A 14,051-nucleotide genomic window follows, 5' to 3' on the forward strand; every position below is an offset into this window, starting at 1 on the left:
GGTGTCGGCCGGGGCCGGTCCGGGTGTCGGTCCGGGCCGGTCGGGGTCAGTCGGCCCGCAGGGCCAGCACGGTGACGAGCCGGGCGTCGGCGGGGTTCCCGGTGAGGTGCGCGGCCAGCACCGCCGGGATGTCGCTCTCCTGCGAGTACCCGGGCACGACGGTGACCTCCGCCTGCCGTACGCCGTCCGTGCCGGCGACCGCGTAGGTCACCCGGTACCTGGTCGCGTCGGGCGGCGGGACCGCTCCGGTCCTCCGCATCGGGCACCACCTCCGTCCCGCCGTCATTGTCCGCCCGGACGCGGGTGGAGGGGATGCCGGGCGCGGAGCCGCCCCAGGCGCACGGCCCGCCGGCCCGCGTGCCCGGCCCGCGTGCCCGGCCCGCGACGCGATCCTGTGGCCGATCGGGAGGAACCCGGGCAGAGTGGAGATTCCGGGCGCGACGCCCCGGCAGCGGGAACCACCGGGACGGCTCCGGGAAGGAGCGACCCCATGCAGACCACCTGGAAGGGGACGATCAGCTTCGGCCTGGTCTCCATCCCCGTCCACCTGTACTCCGCCACCCAGGAGCACGACGTCCCCCTGCACCAGGTGCACGCGAAGGACGGCGGCCGGGTCCGGATGAAGCGGTACTGCGAGCAGGAGGCGAAGGAGGTCCCGTACGCGGAGATCGCCAAGGGCTACGAGTCCCCGGACGGCCGGACCGTCACCCTCACGGACGAGGACCTCGCGGACCTGCCGCTGCCCAGCAAGAAGATCATCGACGTGCTGGCCTTCGTGGACGCGGCCGAGATCGACCCGCTGATGTTCTCCAAGGCGTACTACGTCGGTGTCGCCGACAAGGCCGCCGCCAAGCCGTACGCGCTGCTCCGGGACGCGCTGGTCGAGTCCGGACAGATCGCCGTCACCAAGATCGCGCTGCGGACCAGGGAGTCCCCGGCCGTGCTGCGCGTGCACGACGGCACGCTGGTCCTCCAGACCTGCATCTGGCCCGACGAGGTCCGCCCGGCCGCCGGCATCGCGCCGGAGGAGGAGGTCACCGTCCGGCCGCAGGAACTGAAGATGGCGCGTTCGCTGATGGAGACCCTCTCCGAGGACTTCGACCTCGGCCAGCTCCACGACGACTACCAGAAGGCGCTCCAGCAGGTCATCGAGGCCCGGCTGCAGGGGGTCGAGGTGCCGCACGAGGAGGAGCCGGGGGAGGCGCCGGACAACGTGATCGACCTGATGGAGGCGCTGCGCAGCAGCCTCCGGCAGGCCAAGGGGGCGCACCCCGGCCGGGCGGGCGGACGGCCGACGGAGGCCGACGTCAGCACCGAGGGGGCCGTCAGCACCGATGAGACCTTCGAGGAGAAGCCTGCCCCGCGCAAGCGCGCCGCGGGTACGAAGAAGGCGACTCCCGCCAAGCCCACCGCCGCGGCGGCGCGGAAGGGCGCCGCCTCGGCCACGAAGAAGACCGCCGCCAAGAAGACCACGACCCGAAAGTCCACCACCCCACGGAAGGCCTCGTGACCTCCCGCCACCCCGGAGGTGATCCCCGATGGACCTGCTCACCTACAAGGCTCTCGACACCGGCCCGGAAGCTCCGGCCCACCCGAGCCTGGCCCACCGCGCCTGGCACGGCCTGCTCGGCCTCAGCCCGACGGCCGTGGTCCTCCTGGTCGGCCTCTCGCTCGGCCTCGGCGCCGTCGGCGCCCAGGTCACGTCGCTGCCCTGGCTGATCGTCTTCAGCGTCATCTGGGGGGTGACCGTGATCGCCCTGGTCGGCGTGGTGGCCCGCTGGCGGACGCCCGGCCGGGGCCGGCACCGGATGGCCACCTGACGTCCGCCGGGGCGGTCCCCCGCCCGTGATCGCGGGGAACCGCCTCGTGCGGGGGAGTCCCGGGCGGGGGAGGCCGGGGCGGGGGAGTCCCGGACGGGGGAGGCCGGGGCGGGGCCGCCGCGGGTGCGGGTCAGCCCTTGAACAGGTTGTGGCCGACGTCCGACGGCACGAGCTCCTTCACCGGCGTGCTGTCCCCGTCGGGCACCCGGGCGCCGGGGACCGGCTCGTCGCTCTCGCGGTGCAGCAGCACCACGCCCTGTTCGGCCCAGACCTGCCGGTAGCCGTGGGCGAGCAGCAGCGCGATCCGCTCGGCCTGCTCCACGTCCGACTGGAACGGGAAGGTCCGGGTGTCGGACCGGATCAGGACGTACTCCCGGCCGCGCGGCACGCCGTCGACGAGGACGGTGTCGGTCCGGCCGACCAGCCGGGGCACCACCTGGTTGTCGGCCTCGACCCGGGCGCCGTCGGGGATCTGCCCGGCGCCGCGGACCAGCGCCGCGTTGCTCGCCGAGGGCCGCCAGCCGGCCGGCGTCAGCAGGCTGATCCCGCCCAGCATCACGCTGCTCGCCAGCGAGACGGCCACCACGGCGAGGCCGAGACCGGTACCGGCCCGCCGCCGCAGACCGCCCCGGGCGTGCAGGCGGCCGAGCGCCTCCAGGGTGGCGGTGAGCAGCACCGGCCAGAGGAAGGCGTCGTAGTGGTGCGCGATCGACCAGTGGTTGGCGTTGTCGGAGAGGACCCGCTCGGCGAGCAGCGGCAGCAGGCAGAGCGTGGTCGCCGAGCGCAGCGGGAGCAGGAACAGGGTGCCGAACAGCCAGAGCACCAGCAGCGGCTTGAGGGTCGCGTTGGTGGCGACCCGGAGCAGCAGCAGCGGGTCGCCGAGCACGTTGGTCAGCGCCGTCCCGGCGTCCGGGCCGATCGGGCCGTAGACCCAGTAGTAGTCCGGCTGCCCGCCCATCGCGGGGATGAGCCACACGATGGCGAGCGCCGAGGCGAGCGGGCCGCCGACCAGGAGCCCGGCGCCGTACAGCAGGCCCCGCCGGTCGCCGGCCCGCTCGCTCTGCCGGTCGCCGCGCGGGCGGTTGCGCCAGAGCAGGACCAGGCCGTAGACGCCGACCAGCAGGCCGAGGTCCTCCTTGGTGGCGCAGAGCAGCGCGGCGGCGAGGGCCGCGGTCCCGTACCGGCGGGCGAGGCCGCGTTCGAGCATCAGCAGGGTGAGCGGGACGGCGAAGGCGACTTCGTGGAAGCCGCCCCGGCCGGCGGCGAGCAGCGGCCAGCCCAGCCCGTACACCAGACCGGCGAGGTCGGCTGCCAGGCGGGCGGCGCGGGTCGCGCCGGGGTCCTCGTCGCGGGCGGTCGCGGAGGCGTCCCCGCCGGGTCCGGCGGCCGGTGCCGACGCGTCGGCCGGTACGGGGGAGGGGCGCCGGAAGCAGTGCACGGCGATGCGGCGGACCAGCGGGACGCCGGCGGCGAGGAGGAGCGCCTGACCGAGGATCAGGGTGCGCGGGTCCTCCCAGATCCAGTAGAGCGGGGCGAGCGCCGCCAGCACCGGTGAGAAGTGGTCGCCCAGGAGCGAGAACTCGGGCGGGAACTCGTGGTGGTAGCTCTTGACCGGCGCGACCGGGAGACCGAAGTGCGCGTAGGCCGCGACACCCTGGTGGAAGATCCCCAGGTCGAAGCCGCCCAGTTGGACCGCCGACCACTGCTGCAGCCCGCAGGCCGCGGTGACCGCTAAGCAGAGGAACGTCAGGACGGCCGTCCGGCGTCCGGAGAGCGCGGCGGTCCGTGGCGCGGGCGGTCGGGAGGCGCGCGGCAGCAGCGGCCGGATCGTACGGGTGGACGGGGTGAGTCCGGTTTCGACTGGCACGTGATCCCTGAAGTGGTCGGAGTCGGAGGCAGGTGGGCCGGGTCCGGCCGGGCCTGCCCGGTGGGGCCGGCCCGGGGCCGGGCCGGACTGTGCGTCGGGCGGGACCGCGGGCCGGTCCCGTCCGACGGCCGGTCAGCCGGTGGTCCCGGCCTGCTCGGTGGCGGTCCGCCGGAGCAGGGTGATGCCGTGCTCGCTGCGGACGACGTGGTAGCCGCCCTGCTTGGCGAGGGCGACCTCCTCGCGTTCGCGGTCGGGCGACAGCGGCCAGCCCATCGGCCGGCCCTCGTCCACCACGATCCACTCGGCGGTCGACCAGCTCTGCGGCCAGCCGAACACGATGACCTCGCAGCGGTTGGTCAGCTGGGGCACCAGCCGGTTGGACGCGGAGACCCGGGCGCCGTCCGGGACGGCGGCCAGGACCGACCGGGCGGCCTCGACCCGCGCCGGGGTGCGCCAGAGTTCGAGGCCGAAAAGCTGGCTGAACGCGAAACCGGGCAGCAGGACGAGCGTGACCGCGAGGCTGACCGGCAGCGCGGCCCGGGCGGCCCGCCGGTGCAGCACCCCGGGGTTGGCGCGGGCCTTCACCAGGACGTCCACGAAGGCGAGGAACACGATCGGCATCAGGACGGCGCTGTAGTGGTAGCCGGTGCCCCAGTAGGCGGGGTTGTTGGAGAGCAGCCGCCAGCCGAGGGTGGGGAGCGCGACCAGCAACAGCGGGGACCGGACAGCCAGCAGCATGGTCGGGGCGAGCAGCAGCAGCACGGTCCGGACCTTCTCGCCCGGGGTGATGAGGTCGAGCGGGAGGGTGAGCAGGTTGCGGCCGCCCGAGCCGCCGCTCAGGTTGTCCCAGTAGGCGAAGCTGCCGCCGGGGCTCATCGCGGGCAGCAGCACCAGCAGTTCGAGCAGCGAGGCGGCCACGCCGAAGGCGACGGCGGCCGCACCGATCCGGCGGTTGCCGCGCCAGAGGATGTACCCGCCGACGGCGGCGACGGTGATGCCGAGGTCCTCCTTGACCAGGACCAGCGGCGCGGCCCAGGCGAACGCCGCCGCCCACCGCTGCTCGCCGAGCGCCGCCACCGAGAAGGCGACCAGCGGGACGGCGAAGCTGATCTCGTGGAAGTCGAAGCCGAGCGCCGAGGCCAGCCCCCAGGAGGCCCCGTAGCCGAAGCCGGTGATCAGGGCGGCGGCGGGCCCGATGCTGCGCAGCGCCCAGCGACTGATCGGCACGGCGGCGACGGCGAGCAACGCGGACTGACCCAGCAGCAGGACCTTGGCGGAGGGCCAGATCCAGTAGAACGGGGCGAGGACGGCCAGGATCGGCGAGAAGTGGTCGCCGAGGAGGTTGAACCCGGGGCCCTTCAGCTCGACGATCGGTCCGCGTCCCTCGGCGTAGCCGCGGACGCCCTGCTCGAAGATACCGAGGTCGTACCCGCTGGTGAGGAGAAGGTCGTGGCGGCGGACGGTAAAGAAGGAATAGACCAGGAATAGGGCGAGGGCGACCGCCCAGGGGATGAATCGCACCCGCCGATCGGCGGGGGGTGATGCGACCGATGGTTCGTCACCCTCCGTCCTTCGATGGAGTGCTGCGGTGAGTGTACTAATGGTCACTGAACATCCCCGTCGTTCCGGGTCGAGTGGTCTGTGCGGCCGATTCTCGCCAGCTGTTCGAGGCGGCGGGCGGGTTCAGCCACGAGCGAACGCCGCCGGGCGTGTCGGCCCCCGGGCGGGCACCGTAACATGGAGGCGCCCTCCCCGGCGATTGAGGCGTCGGGGAGGGCGTTTCATCGATGACCCGTCGTCAGGCCGTGCTGCCGGTCAGCCGGTGACCGGCTGATCGTGGATCAGTTCCACTTCTGGTACGAGCCGCCGTTGCCGCCCAGGGTGTAGACGTTCCCGTTGACGTTGCTGTCCAGGTAGAGCCCGGTGGCGACGTTCTGGTAGGCGTAACCGTTGCCGGCCCAGCTCTTCACCCACTTCTGGTAGTTGCCGCCGTTGCAGCCGAGGGTGTAGGCGTTTCCGGCGCCGTTGCTGTCGAGGCAGAGCCCCGTGGCGAGGTTCCGCAGGGTGTAGGTCGATCCGCCCAGGTCGTTGGCGTACCAGACCTGGTAGGAACCGCCGTTGGCGGCCAGGGTGTAGACGTTGCCGGCGCCGTTGCTGTCGAGGACGCGGCTGGTGGCGAGGTTCGTGAGCGTGACGTAGCCGGAGGCGGCGCTGGCCTGGCCGGAGACCAGGACCGTCATCCCTCCGGCCAGGATCGCCGTCGAGGCGACAAGGGCAGCGGTGCGCTTGGCGAGCTTCATCGCATTTCCTTTCGATGTCGACCGACCCTCCGGCCGGTCGACATCGAACTTATCCAAGGATTCCCCTTCGCAGGTTTTCCGGATCTCCGGTAATACCCGGGTTCGGCCACTCGGAATTGGGTGGTCCGGATTTCCGGAGTATGAACGGAATAATTCCCGCCGGTTCGCGGGCGGGTGGAAATCGATATTCGGCGGGTCCGTGCTGAACAGGGGGTCCGGGGGGAGGATGTCATGGCAATGTCAGACAAAGGACGTGAAAGCCGCAAACCCGGCGCTGCGGCGCCCCGGGCCGCCGCGCGGGAACTTGGCCGGATCCGGCCGGGGCGGGGCCCCGGCCGGCCGTGCCGGTACCTCAGGCCACCCAGACGGTCGTGACGTTGCAGAACTCCCGGATGCCGTGGCCGGACAGCTCCCGGCCGAAGCCCGAGCGCTTGACCCCGCCGAACGGCAGCGCGGGGTGCGAGGCCGTCATGCCGTTGAAGAACACCCCGCCGGCCTGGATGTCCCGGACGAACCGCTCCTGCTCGGCCGGGTCCTCGGTCCAGACGTTGGAGCTCAGCCCGAACGGGGTGTCGTTGGCCAGGGCCAGCGCCTCGTCCAGGTCGGCGGCCCGGTAGACGGTGGCGACCGGGCCGAAGGTCTCCTCCTGGTGGATCCGCATCGCCGGGGTGATGCCGGTCAGCACCGTCGGCTCGTAGAACCAGCCCGCGTCCAGGCCCTCCGGGCGGCGCCCGCCGCACTCCACCCGCGCACCGTGCGCCCGCGCGTCCTCGACCAGGTCGGCCAGCTCGTCCCGGCCCTGCCGGCTGGCCAGCGGGCCGACCTCGGTGGCCTCGTCCATCGGGTCGCCCACCCGCAGGGCCCGCATCGCCGCGGTGAAGCCGGCGGTGAACCGCTCGTAGACGTCGGCGTGCGCGATGAAGCGCTTGGCGGCGATGCAGGACTGGCCGTTGTTCTGCGCCCGGGCCCGGACGGCGGTGGCGATCGCCGCGTCCAGGTCGGCGCTCGGGAGCACCACGAACGGGTCGCTGCCGCCCAGCTCCAGCACCGCCTTCTTCACCTCGTCGGCCGCGGTGGCCGCGACCGCCCGCCCGGCCGGCTCGCTGCCGGTGAGGGTCACCGCCGCCACCCGGGGGTCGCGGATCACGCCCTCCACCGCACCGGAGCCGATCAGCAGGGTCTGGAAGCAGCCCTCCGGGAACCCGGCCCGGCGGAACAGCTCCTCCAGGGCGACGGCCGTGCGAGGCACGTTGGACGCGTGCTTGAGCAGGCCGACGTTGCCCGCCATCAGGGCCGGTGCGGCGAACCGGACCACCTGCCAGAGCGGGAAGTTCCACGGCATCACCGCCAGCACCGCGCCCAGCGGCCGGTACCGGACGTAGGCGCGGGCGGCGCCGGAGTCGGCCACGTCGGCCGGGTCCGGATGCTCGTCGGCGAGCAGCGCCTCCGCGTGCTCGGCGTACCAGCGCATCGCCTTCGCGCACTTCGAGGCCTCGGCGCGGGCGGCGGTGAGCGGCTTGCCCATCTCCTCCGTCATGGTCCGGGCCACCGCTTCGAGGTCCTGGTCGAGCAGGTCGGCGGCCCGCCGGAGCAGGTCGGCCCGGTACGGGAAGGAGCTGGTGCGGTAGCTGCGGAACGCCTCCTCGGCGCGGGCCAGCCGGCGCTCCACGCCGGCGGCGTCCAGCGGCTCGAAGGTCTCCAGGGTCTCGCCGGTCGCGGGGTTCACGCTTGCGATGGGCACGGGGGCACTCCCAGGGGTGCGTGGGCGGGTGGTTCCGGGGTCTGCCCCTCACCCTCGCCGACACCCCCCGTGCGGACGCGCCATGACCGCCCGGCGTGTCCTGCCGGGCGGTCGGCCCGCGGTGGTCGCCGCGGCGTCGGCGGGCTCAGTCCGGCAGCGACTCCACCCGGGCCGCCGCCTCCCGCGCGCGGGCGCCGGCCCTGGTCCGGCCGGCCGTGATCAGGCGGTTCGGGAAGCGGTGCAGGTACTCCGCCTCCAGCTGCCCGGTCCGCAGGGTGTGCCGCTTCAGCGCATCCTCCGAGCCGTACAGGAACGTCTCGTGGCGGGTCCGGTGCAGCTGTTCCAGCTCGTGCAGCAGCGTGTCGTTGCCCAGGGCGTGCGGGGAGATGCCCTCCGGCCTGGGGTGCGGGGTGTCGGGGTGCTGCATGTGGTCAACCTCCTCGGCGGAAGCCCCCCGCCTAGCCGGTGCCCCGCCGCGGGGCCCGGTACACCCGTTGGCGAGGGGTTGCGCGACGGCTCCTCCGGTGCTCCGCGGAGCGTCCCGCCGATCGCGCCGATCCGGGCGGCCGGGGCGGCCGGCCAGGGGTGACCGGCTGCCCGAAGAGGGGTGGTCGGATCGTAGGATGAAACCTTCGCATGCTTACCACTCACCCTGAACAGGCACTGATGTCACTCCCCAAGGCCGAACTCCACCTGCACATCGAAGGCACCCTGGAGCCCGAGCTCGCCTTCGCGCTCGCGGCCCGCAACGGCGTCACCCTGCCGTACGCGGACACCGAGGAGCTGCGCCGTGCCTACGCGTTCAGCGACCTGCAGTCCTTCCTCGACCTCTACTACGCGCTGATGGCCGTGCTGCGGACCGAGGAGGACTTCGCCGACCTCGCCGAGGCCTACCTGGCCCGGGCCGCGGCCCAGGGCGTCCGGCACGCGGAGATCTTCTTCGACCCGCAGGCGCACACCGCCCGGGGCGTCCCGCTCGCCGTGGTGGTGGACGGCCTCGGACGGGCGCTGGACCGGAGTGCCGAGCGCCACGGCATCAGCACCAGGCTGATCATGTGCTTCCTGCGGGACGAGTCCGCCGAGTCCGCGCTGGAGACCTTCGAAGCCGCCCGCCCCTGGTTCGGCGGGCGGATCACCGGCATCGGGCTGGACTCCGCCGAGGTCGGCCACCCGCCCGCCAAGTTCCGCGAGGTCTACCGGCTCGCGGCCGAGGCCGGACTGCACCGGGTCGCGCACGCCGGGGAGGAGGGCCCCGCCGCCTACATCACCGAGGCCCTGGACGTGCTCGGCGTCGAGCGGATCGACCACGGCCTGCGCTGCCTGGAGGACCCGGAGCTGGTCGACCGCCTGGTGCGCGAGCGGATCCCGCTCACCCTCTGCCCGCTCTCCAACGTCCGCCTCCGCTGCGTCGACACCCTCGCCGACCACCCGCTCCCGGCGATCCTCGACGCCGGATTGCTGGCCACGGTCAACTCCGACGACCCCGCCTACTTCGGCGGCTACGTCGGCGACACCTACGAGGCCCTGGCCGAGGCCCTGCGCCTCGACCGGGAGACCCTGCGGCTGCTCGCCGCCAACTCCTTCCGGGCGGCCTTCCTGACGGAGGAGCGGCGGGCGGAGCTGCTGGCCGAGGTGGCGGCGTACGAGTTCCCGGACGGCGACGCCTGACCCGACCTCCCGGGGAGGTCCGGGGCGGCGCCGCCCGGGAGACGGGCTCAGTGCCCGGCCGCGCCGCCCGGTCCGGCGACCCGGGCGCGCAGCGCGTCCAGGTGGTGGAGGGACTTCAGGACCTCCTGCTGGTCCACGCCGAAGTCGATGAGGCAGGCGATCTCGTCGACGCCCATCGCCGAGAGCCGGCGCACCACCTCCGCGCCGTCGTCGACGGTGCCGAACAGGCCGACGTCGGAGAAGAGGCGGTCGAAGGACCGGGTGAGCAGGAAGTCCCGGTCCCGGGTCGGTATCCGGTCCACCGAGAAGCCGTCCGCCCCCGGGGCGGCCGGGCCCGAGGACTGGAGGTCCATCGAGCTGCGGAGGAAGTCGGTGAGCGGCTCGCGGACCAGCTCGCGGATGCGCTCGCGGTCCTCGCCGAGCATGGTGTGCAGCATCAGTACGACGTGGCCGCTCGCCGGGTCGTGGCCCTCCTCGGCCAGGGCCTCCCGGTAGGTGGCGATGTTGCGCTCCAGCGCGTCGTGCTCCTGGCCGAGCTGGTGGGTCAGCACGCCCGCGCCCAGCCGCCCCGCGATCCGGAAGGTCTGCGGGGAGCCGGCGGCCGTGATCCAGATCGGCAGCTCGGGCTGCACCGGGCGCGGGAAGAGCCGGACGGCGCGCCGCTCGCCCTCGGCGCCGTCGAACTCGACCTCCTCGCCGCGCCACAGCCGCTGCACCGTGCGGGCCGTCTCGACCATGATGTTCTTGCGGTCCTGGAAGTTCTCCGGCTGGAGCACGAAGTCCCGGACGTGCCAGCCGGAGGCGAACGAGACGCCCACCCGGCCGCCGGAGAGGTTGTCGACGGCGGACCACTCCTCGGCGATCCGGATCGGGTGGTGCAGGGGGGCGACCACGCTGCCGGCCCTGATCCCCACCCGCTCGGTCACCGCGGCCAGCGCGGCGCTCGTCAGTGAGGGGTTGGGGAACTGCCCGCCCAGGCGGTGGAAGTGCCGCTCGGGGGTCCACACCGCACGGAAGCCGTGGGTGTCGGCGAAGCGGGCGCTCTCCAGCAGCAGCTGGTACCGGTCCCCGTCGGTGGCGGTGTCGGCGAAGAAGAAGAGGCTGAGGTCCATCGGTCCATTCCTCGGGGTCAGGACGGCGGGCCGGCCGCCCGGGCGGCCGGCCCGCCGTGCGCGTCAGTGCGCTGCGGCGCCGGTCCCGCCCGCAGCATGGGCGATCGCCACGCACACCACCAGGCCGCCCTGGTGACTGAGCGACAGGTCGATCCGGTCGATCCCGGCCTGTTCGGCGACCGTCCTGGCGCCGCCGCTGAGCCGGACCTCCGGCGCCCCGTGGGCGTCGGCGAGGACCTCGATCTCCCGCCAGCCCAGCCCCTGGCCGAGCCCGCGGCCGAGGGCCTTGGCGGTGGCCTCCTTGGCGCAGAACCGGCCGGCCAGGTACTCCTCGCGGCGCGGGCCGGTGAGCCCGTCCGCGCGGGCGAGCTCGGTCGCGGAGAAGACCATCCGCCGTCCGCCGGGGTGGGCGGCGATCCGGGCGAACCGGGCGATCTCCAGCAGGTCGATGCCGATCCTCACGGCTGCCCGCCCGTCCGGCCGCCCCCGCGGACGAGGGCGCGCGCGACGTGCAGGCGCTGGATGTCGCTGGTGCCCTCCATGAACTCGAAGGCGTTCACGTCGCGGGTCCACTTCTCCAGCAGGGGGTGGTCGGCCTGGGCGGCCGGGCCGAGCGAGCGGACCGCCCAGCGGGCGGCCTCCCGGGCGGCGGCCACCGCGGCGATCTTGGCCTGACTGGGGAGCCGGCCGTCGTCCCGGTCCCGGTCCAGGGCGGCCCCGGCCCGGTAGACGAGGTCGCGGCAGGCCTCCAGCCGGGCCGCGACCTCGTCGAGGCCCGGTGCGCCCGGACGCTCGGCGCGGACGAGGTCCACGCAGGCCAGCCCGGTCCCGACGGCGAGCGCGGCCACCTGGGGGCGGACCGTGTTGAACACCCGCACGGCCCCCCACAGACCGCGCCGGGTGGGCGGCAGGTGCCGGGCCAGCAGGCGTTCCTCCGGCACGGCGACGCCGTCGAGCCGGATCTCGGCGAGTGCCGCGCCGCGCAGGCCCACCATGGGCAGCGCCCGCCCGTCGAAGCCGGGGTCGGCGGCCTCGACCAGCGCGGCCCGGATCGACAGCGGCCCGCTCCCGGTCCGGGCGAAGACCACGCCGACCGCGCCGCGGGCGCCGTTGCCGATGTACCTCTTCGTGCCGTGCAGCCGGTACAGGCCTGAGTCCTCGCGCCTCAGCGCGGTCTCCATCCCGGCGGCGTCGCTGCCCCGGCCCGGCTCGGTCACCGCGAAGAACGCCCAGGTGGCGCCGTCGGCCACCGCGCGGTGGAACCACTCCTGCTGCCCGTCGTCGCCGAGCTGGTCGACCAGGATCCCGGTGAGGCTGGGCCCGGGGGCGGCCAGCACCATCCCCGCGTCGCCGTGGGCGAGTTCGACCATCCAGACGAGGGTGTCCAGGGACGACCCGGTGGAGTAGCCGAAGGGGCCGACGCGTAGGGGTTCGCCGCCGAACCGTTCCGGGGTGGTGCACCGGCGGATCAGGTCGAAGGCGGCGGTCTTGAGGTGCGGTCCCGTTCCGTGCGGGTCCGCGTCGAGGTCCATCGCGTGCGCGCGCAGCTCGCCCGCCGTCTCGGCGGCGGCGCCGCGCAGCGCCCTGAGCCGTTCGTCGAGTTCGACCACGGTCACCGGTCTCCTTCCGCGGTGCTCGGCCGGGCCAGCCAGAGGTCCGCGGTGAGCGCGGACAGGTGGAGGCTGCGCGCCGGATGATCGGTGAGGTAGCCCTCGGCGCCGAACAGGCGGGTGGCCGCCCAGCCGGCCTCGGTCAGCCGCTCGTGGCGGGCCCAGACCGCTCCGGCCGGGGCGTCCTGGTCGGCGGCGGCCTCCCGGACGGCCCCGGACCAGGCCAGCTCGGCCTCGGTGGCCACGTCGGCCAGCGATCCGCCGACGAACTGGTGGTCGATCAGCGGGACGCCGCCGAAGCGCCGGGCCGAGAGCCGCTCCACGGCCGCGTCGAGCAGCCCGGAGAGCACCCCGATCCGGACGGCGGTCAGGGCGGCGGCGGTACGGCCGGTCAGCCCGGGGCCGGGCCCGGTGCCCGGGGTGTCCGCCGCGAAGCGGACCAGGGCGAGCCCGTCGAGGGCCGCGAACGGGTGGGGCAGCACCTCGGTGCCGCCGGGGCCGTCCGTCCCGGCCGGCAGGACGGCTGGCAGGACGGCGACGCCGCCGGGGGCCGTCGCCGCCGCGTCGACGCCTTCGAGTACGGCGGCCAGTCCGGCGGCCAGGCCGTCCTCGCGGCCGAGGTCCCGGTAGCGGGCCAGGTCGGTGGAGGTCCGGTTCACGCGGCGGCTCCCGGGCGCAGCCCGGCCTGGAACAGCCGGCCGGAGTGCGGGTCGTAGTCGGCGATCACGGTGTACCGGTCCGGCGTCCAGTGCTCGGCGAGGGCCGCCCAGGCGCTGGTGCAGAGGCGGTCGGCCGCCCCCTCCACCAGGTCGCACGAGGCCCGCAGGGCCGGGTCGAGCCGGTCGGCGAGCATCCGGCCGGCCACGATCCTGACCCCGGGCACCTGCCGGGCCAGTTCGCCCAGCGCCGTGTTCGGGTCGACGGACCGCTCGGTCACGAAGTCGAGCTCCGCGTCGCCGGGCGCCGTTCCTTCCCCCGTCGTTCCTTCCCCCGCAGGTCCGGCGGCCTCCGCGTCCGGGCCGGCCGTGTGCACCAGCACCGCGCAGTCGTCGCCGGGCCGGGTGTCGGGGTCGGCGTAGGGCAGCGTGGACTGGTCCAGGACGAGTACGGCGCCCTCGGCCAGGCCGCCGGTCCGACGCAGGCCGGCGAGGATCCGCAGCGCCGTGAAGGGGGCCCCCACACCCTGGCCGGCCACCGAGAAGACCTCGGGGCCGCCCGGGCACCGCTCGGCCAGGTAGCAGCCCGCCACCTCGACGACGCTCAGGTCGGGCAGGTGGTAGGCGAGCACGAGCCTGTCCAACGGGGGCAGCGGGTGCTCCAGGCCGTCGAGCAGCTCCCGCGCCATGTCGGTGAAGCTGTTGCCACCGCCCCGCGCGTGGCGCTCGTGGTCGGGTTCCTCGCCGAAGGAGGCGAGGAAGTCCGTCATGAACCTCAGCTCGGTCCCGGCCAGCCGGGCCGGCCGCCGCCCGGGGAAGGCCCGGGCGGTCGGCCGGCTCAGCCGCAGGGCCGCGGGGCCGGCCGGGCGGGCGGCCGTGCGCGGCCCGCCCCACGTCGTCTCCGGCATCGGTCAGTGCGCCGGCTCTTGCCCGGCGGACAGGTTCGCGTCGATGTACTCGGTCAGTGCGCCGACCGTCTCGAAGACCTCCGGGGTCAGCTCGTCCGGGTCGATCTGCAGGCCCAGCGTGTCCTCCAGGGCCATCAGCAGCTCGATCACGCTGGTGGAGTCGAGGGCCAGGTCGCTGAAGAGCCGGGTGTCCGGGGTGAGTTCGGGCAGGTCCTTCTTCAGGACGGCGGCGAGCGCGTCCCGGAGTGCGTCGGTCGTGGTGATGTCGTCGGTGGTCAAGATCGTCTCAGCTCCTTCGTGATGTGCTTCGGTGTCGCGTCGTGCGGTGTCGTGCGGTGTCGTGAGGCGTTGTGCGGTGGCGTGAGGCGT

Annotated in this window: 15 protein-coding genes; 3 read left to right on the forward strand and 12 right to left on the reverse strand. The window is 74.2% G+C overall.

Annotated features, from left to right (window positions below; translation table 11 throughout):
• Positions 1–46 precede the first annotated feature (46 nt).
• Positions 47–259 (reverse strand): hypothetical protein, encoded by a 213-nt coding sequence (locus PUR56_RS40265; RefSeq protein WP_329952610.1) that lies wholly within the window; start codon positions 257–259, stop codon positions 47–49.
• Positions 260–490: 231 nt separating this feature from the next.
• On the opposite strand from PUR56_RS40265, the gene ku reads away from it, so the two are divergent.
• Positions 491–1,510 (forward strand): non-homologous end joining protein Ku, encoded by a 1,020-nt coding sequence (ku, locus tag PUR56_RS40270; protein WP_329952611.1) that lies wholly within the window; start codon positions 491–493, stop codon positions 1,508–1,510.
• Positions 1,511–1,538: 28 nt separating this feature from the next.
• Positions 1,539–1,820, forward strand: a complete 282-nt coding sequence (locus tag PUR56_RS40275; RefSeq protein ID WP_329884291.1) for a hypothetical protein — start codon at positions 1,539–1,541, stop codon at positions 1,818–1,820.
• A gap of 130 nt (positions 1,821–1,950) precedes the next feature.
• Here the strand turns inward: PUR56_RS40275 and PUR56_RS40280 are convergent, their stop codons facing one another.
• The 5 genes from PUR56_RS40280 to PUR56_RS40300 all read right to left on the reverse strand — a co-directional run bounded on the left by PUR56_RS40280 (position 1,951) and on the right by PUR56_RS40300 (position 8,155).
• Positions 1,951–3,687, reverse strand: a complete 1,737-nt coding sequence (locus PUR56_RS40280; protein ID WP_329952612.1) for a DUF2079 domain-containing protein — start codon at positions 3,685–3,687, stop codon at positions 1,951–1,953.
• 132 nt (positions 3,688–3,819) lie between these two features.
• Positions 3,820–5,208 (reverse strand): DUF2079 domain-containing protein, encoded by a 1,389-nt coding sequence (locus tag PUR56_RS40285; protein ID WP_329952613.1) that lies wholly within the window; start codon positions 5,206–5,208, stop codon positions 3,820–3,822.
• 320 nt (positions 5,209–5,528) lie between these two features.
• The gene (locus PUR56_RS40290) at positions 5,529–5,987 is read right to left on the reverse strand and encodes an RICIN domain-containing protein (RefSeq protein ID WP_329884297.1); all 459 of its coding nucleotides are present in this window, start codon (positions 5,985–5,987) and stop codon (positions 5,529–5,531) included.
• A gap of 352 nt (positions 5,988–6,339) precedes the next feature.
• Positions 6,340–7,728 carry an NADP-dependent succinic semialdehyde dehydrogenase gene (locus PUR56_RS40295; protein ID WP_329884299.1) on the reverse strand — a complete coding sequence of 463 codons (1,389 nt, stop codon included), beginning with the start codon at positions 7,726–7,728 and terminating at the stop codon, positions 6,340–6,342.
• Positions 7,729–7,873: 145 nt separating this feature from the next.
• Positions 7,874–8,155: a DUF6158 family protein gene (locus tag PUR56_RS40300; protein ID WP_329884301.1), complete on the reverse strand. Its 282-nt coding sequence runs from the start codon at positions 8,153–8,155 to the stop codon at positions 7,874–7,876.
• 239 nt (positions 8,156–8,394) lie between these two features.
• Between PUR56_RS40300 and PUR56_RS40305 the strand changes: the two genes are divergently transcribed.
• Positions 8,395–9,396, forward strand: coding sequence for an adenosine deaminase (locus tag PUR56_RS40305; protein WP_329952614.1), 1,002 nt, complete (start codon positions 8,395–8,397; stop codon positions 9,394–9,396).
• Between the two features lie 47 nt (positions 9,397–9,443).
• Here the strand turns inward: PUR56_RS40305 and PUR56_RS40310 are convergent, their stop codons facing one another.
• The 6 genes from PUR56_RS40310 to PUR56_RS40335 all read right to left on the reverse strand — a co-directional run bounded on the left by PUR56_RS40310 (position 9,444) and on the right by PUR56_RS40335 (position 13,961).
• Positions 9,444–10,508 (reverse strand): MupA/Atu3671 family FMN-dependent luciferase-like monooxygenase, encoded by a 1,065-nt coding sequence (locus PUR56_RS40310; RefSeq protein ID WP_329952615.1) that lies wholly within the window; start codon positions 10,506–10,508, stop codon positions 9,444–9,446.
• A 63-nt stretch (positions 10,509–10,571) separates the two neighbouring features.
• A complete protein-coding gene (gene acpS / locus PUR56_RS40315) occupies positions 10,572–10,970 on the reverse strand; it encodes a holo-ACP synthase (protein WP_329884305.1) in 399 nt (132 codons plus the stop codon).
• Positions 10,967–12,124, reverse strand: a complete 1,158-nt coding sequence (locus PUR56_RS40320; RefSeq protein ID WP_329952616.1) for an acyl-CoA dehydrogenase family protein — start codon at positions 12,122–12,124, stop codon at positions 10,967–10,969. The genes acpS and PUR56_RS40320 overlap by 4 nt, the downstream gene beginning before the upstream one ends.
• Entirely contained in the window at positions 12,121–12,777 is a 657-nt protein-coding gene (locus PUR56_RS40325) for an acyl-CoA dehydrogenase family protein (RefSeq protein ID WP_329952617.1), read from the reverse strand. Before PUR56_RS40325 ends, PUR56_RS40320 begins: the two co-directional genes overlap by 4 nt.
• Positions 12,774–13,682: a hypothetical protein gene (locus PUR56_RS40330; protein ID WP_329952618.1), complete on the reverse strand. Its 909-nt coding sequence runs from the start codon at positions 13,680–13,682 to the stop codon at positions 12,774–12,776. The genes PUR56_RS40325 and PUR56_RS40330 overlap by 4 nt, the downstream gene beginning before the upstream one ends.
• A 3-nt stretch (positions 13,683–13,685) precedes the next feature.
• The gene (locus PUR56_RS40335; RefSeq protein ID WP_329884313.1) at positions 13,686–13,961 is read right to left on the reverse strand and encodes an acyl carrier protein; all 276 of its coding nucleotides are present in this window, start codon (positions 13,959–13,961) and stop codon (positions 13,686–13,688) included.
• Positions 13,962–14,051: the final 90 nt, after the last annotated feature.

This window comes from Streptomyces sp. BE303 (assembly GCF_036290945.1).
GTDB lineage: Bacteria > Actinomycetota > Actinomycetes > Streptomycetales > Streptomycetaceae > Kitasatospora.

Bases quoted from the DNA above. Each gene is read 5' to 3' on its own strand.
- PUR56_RS40265 (WP_329952610.1), bottom strand. From the start codon at position 259: ATGCGGAGGACCGGAGCGGTCCCGCCGCCCGACGCGACCAGGTACCGG.
- ku (WP_329952611.1), top strand. From the start codon at position 491: ATGCAGACCACCTGGAAGGGGACGATCAGCTTCGGCCTGGTCTCCATC.
- PUR56_RS40275 (WP_329884291.1), top strand. From the start codon at position 1,539: ATGGACCTGCTCACCTACAAGGCTCTCGACACCGGCCCGGAAGCTCCG.
- PUR56_RS40290 (WP_329884297.1), bottom strand. From the start codon at position 5,987: ATGAAGCTCGCCAAGCGCACCGCTGCCCTTGTCGCCTCGACGGCGATC.
- PUR56_RS40300 (WP_329884301.1), bottom strand. From the start codon at position 8,155: ATGCAGCACCCCGACACCCCGCACCCCAGGCCGGAGGGCATCTCCCCG.
- PUR56_RS40305 (WP_329952614.1), top strand. From the start codon at position 8,395: ATGTCACTCCCCAAGGCCGAACTCCACCTGCACATCGAAGGCACCCTG.
- PUR56_RS40310 (WP_329952615.1), bottom strand. From the start codon at position 10,508: ATGGACCTCAGCCTCTTCTTCTTCGCCGACACCGCCACCGACGGGGAC.
- PUR56_RS40330 (WP_329952618.1), bottom strand. From the start codon at position 13,682: ATGCCGGAGACGACGTGGGGCGGGCCGCGCACGGCCGCCCGCCCGGCC.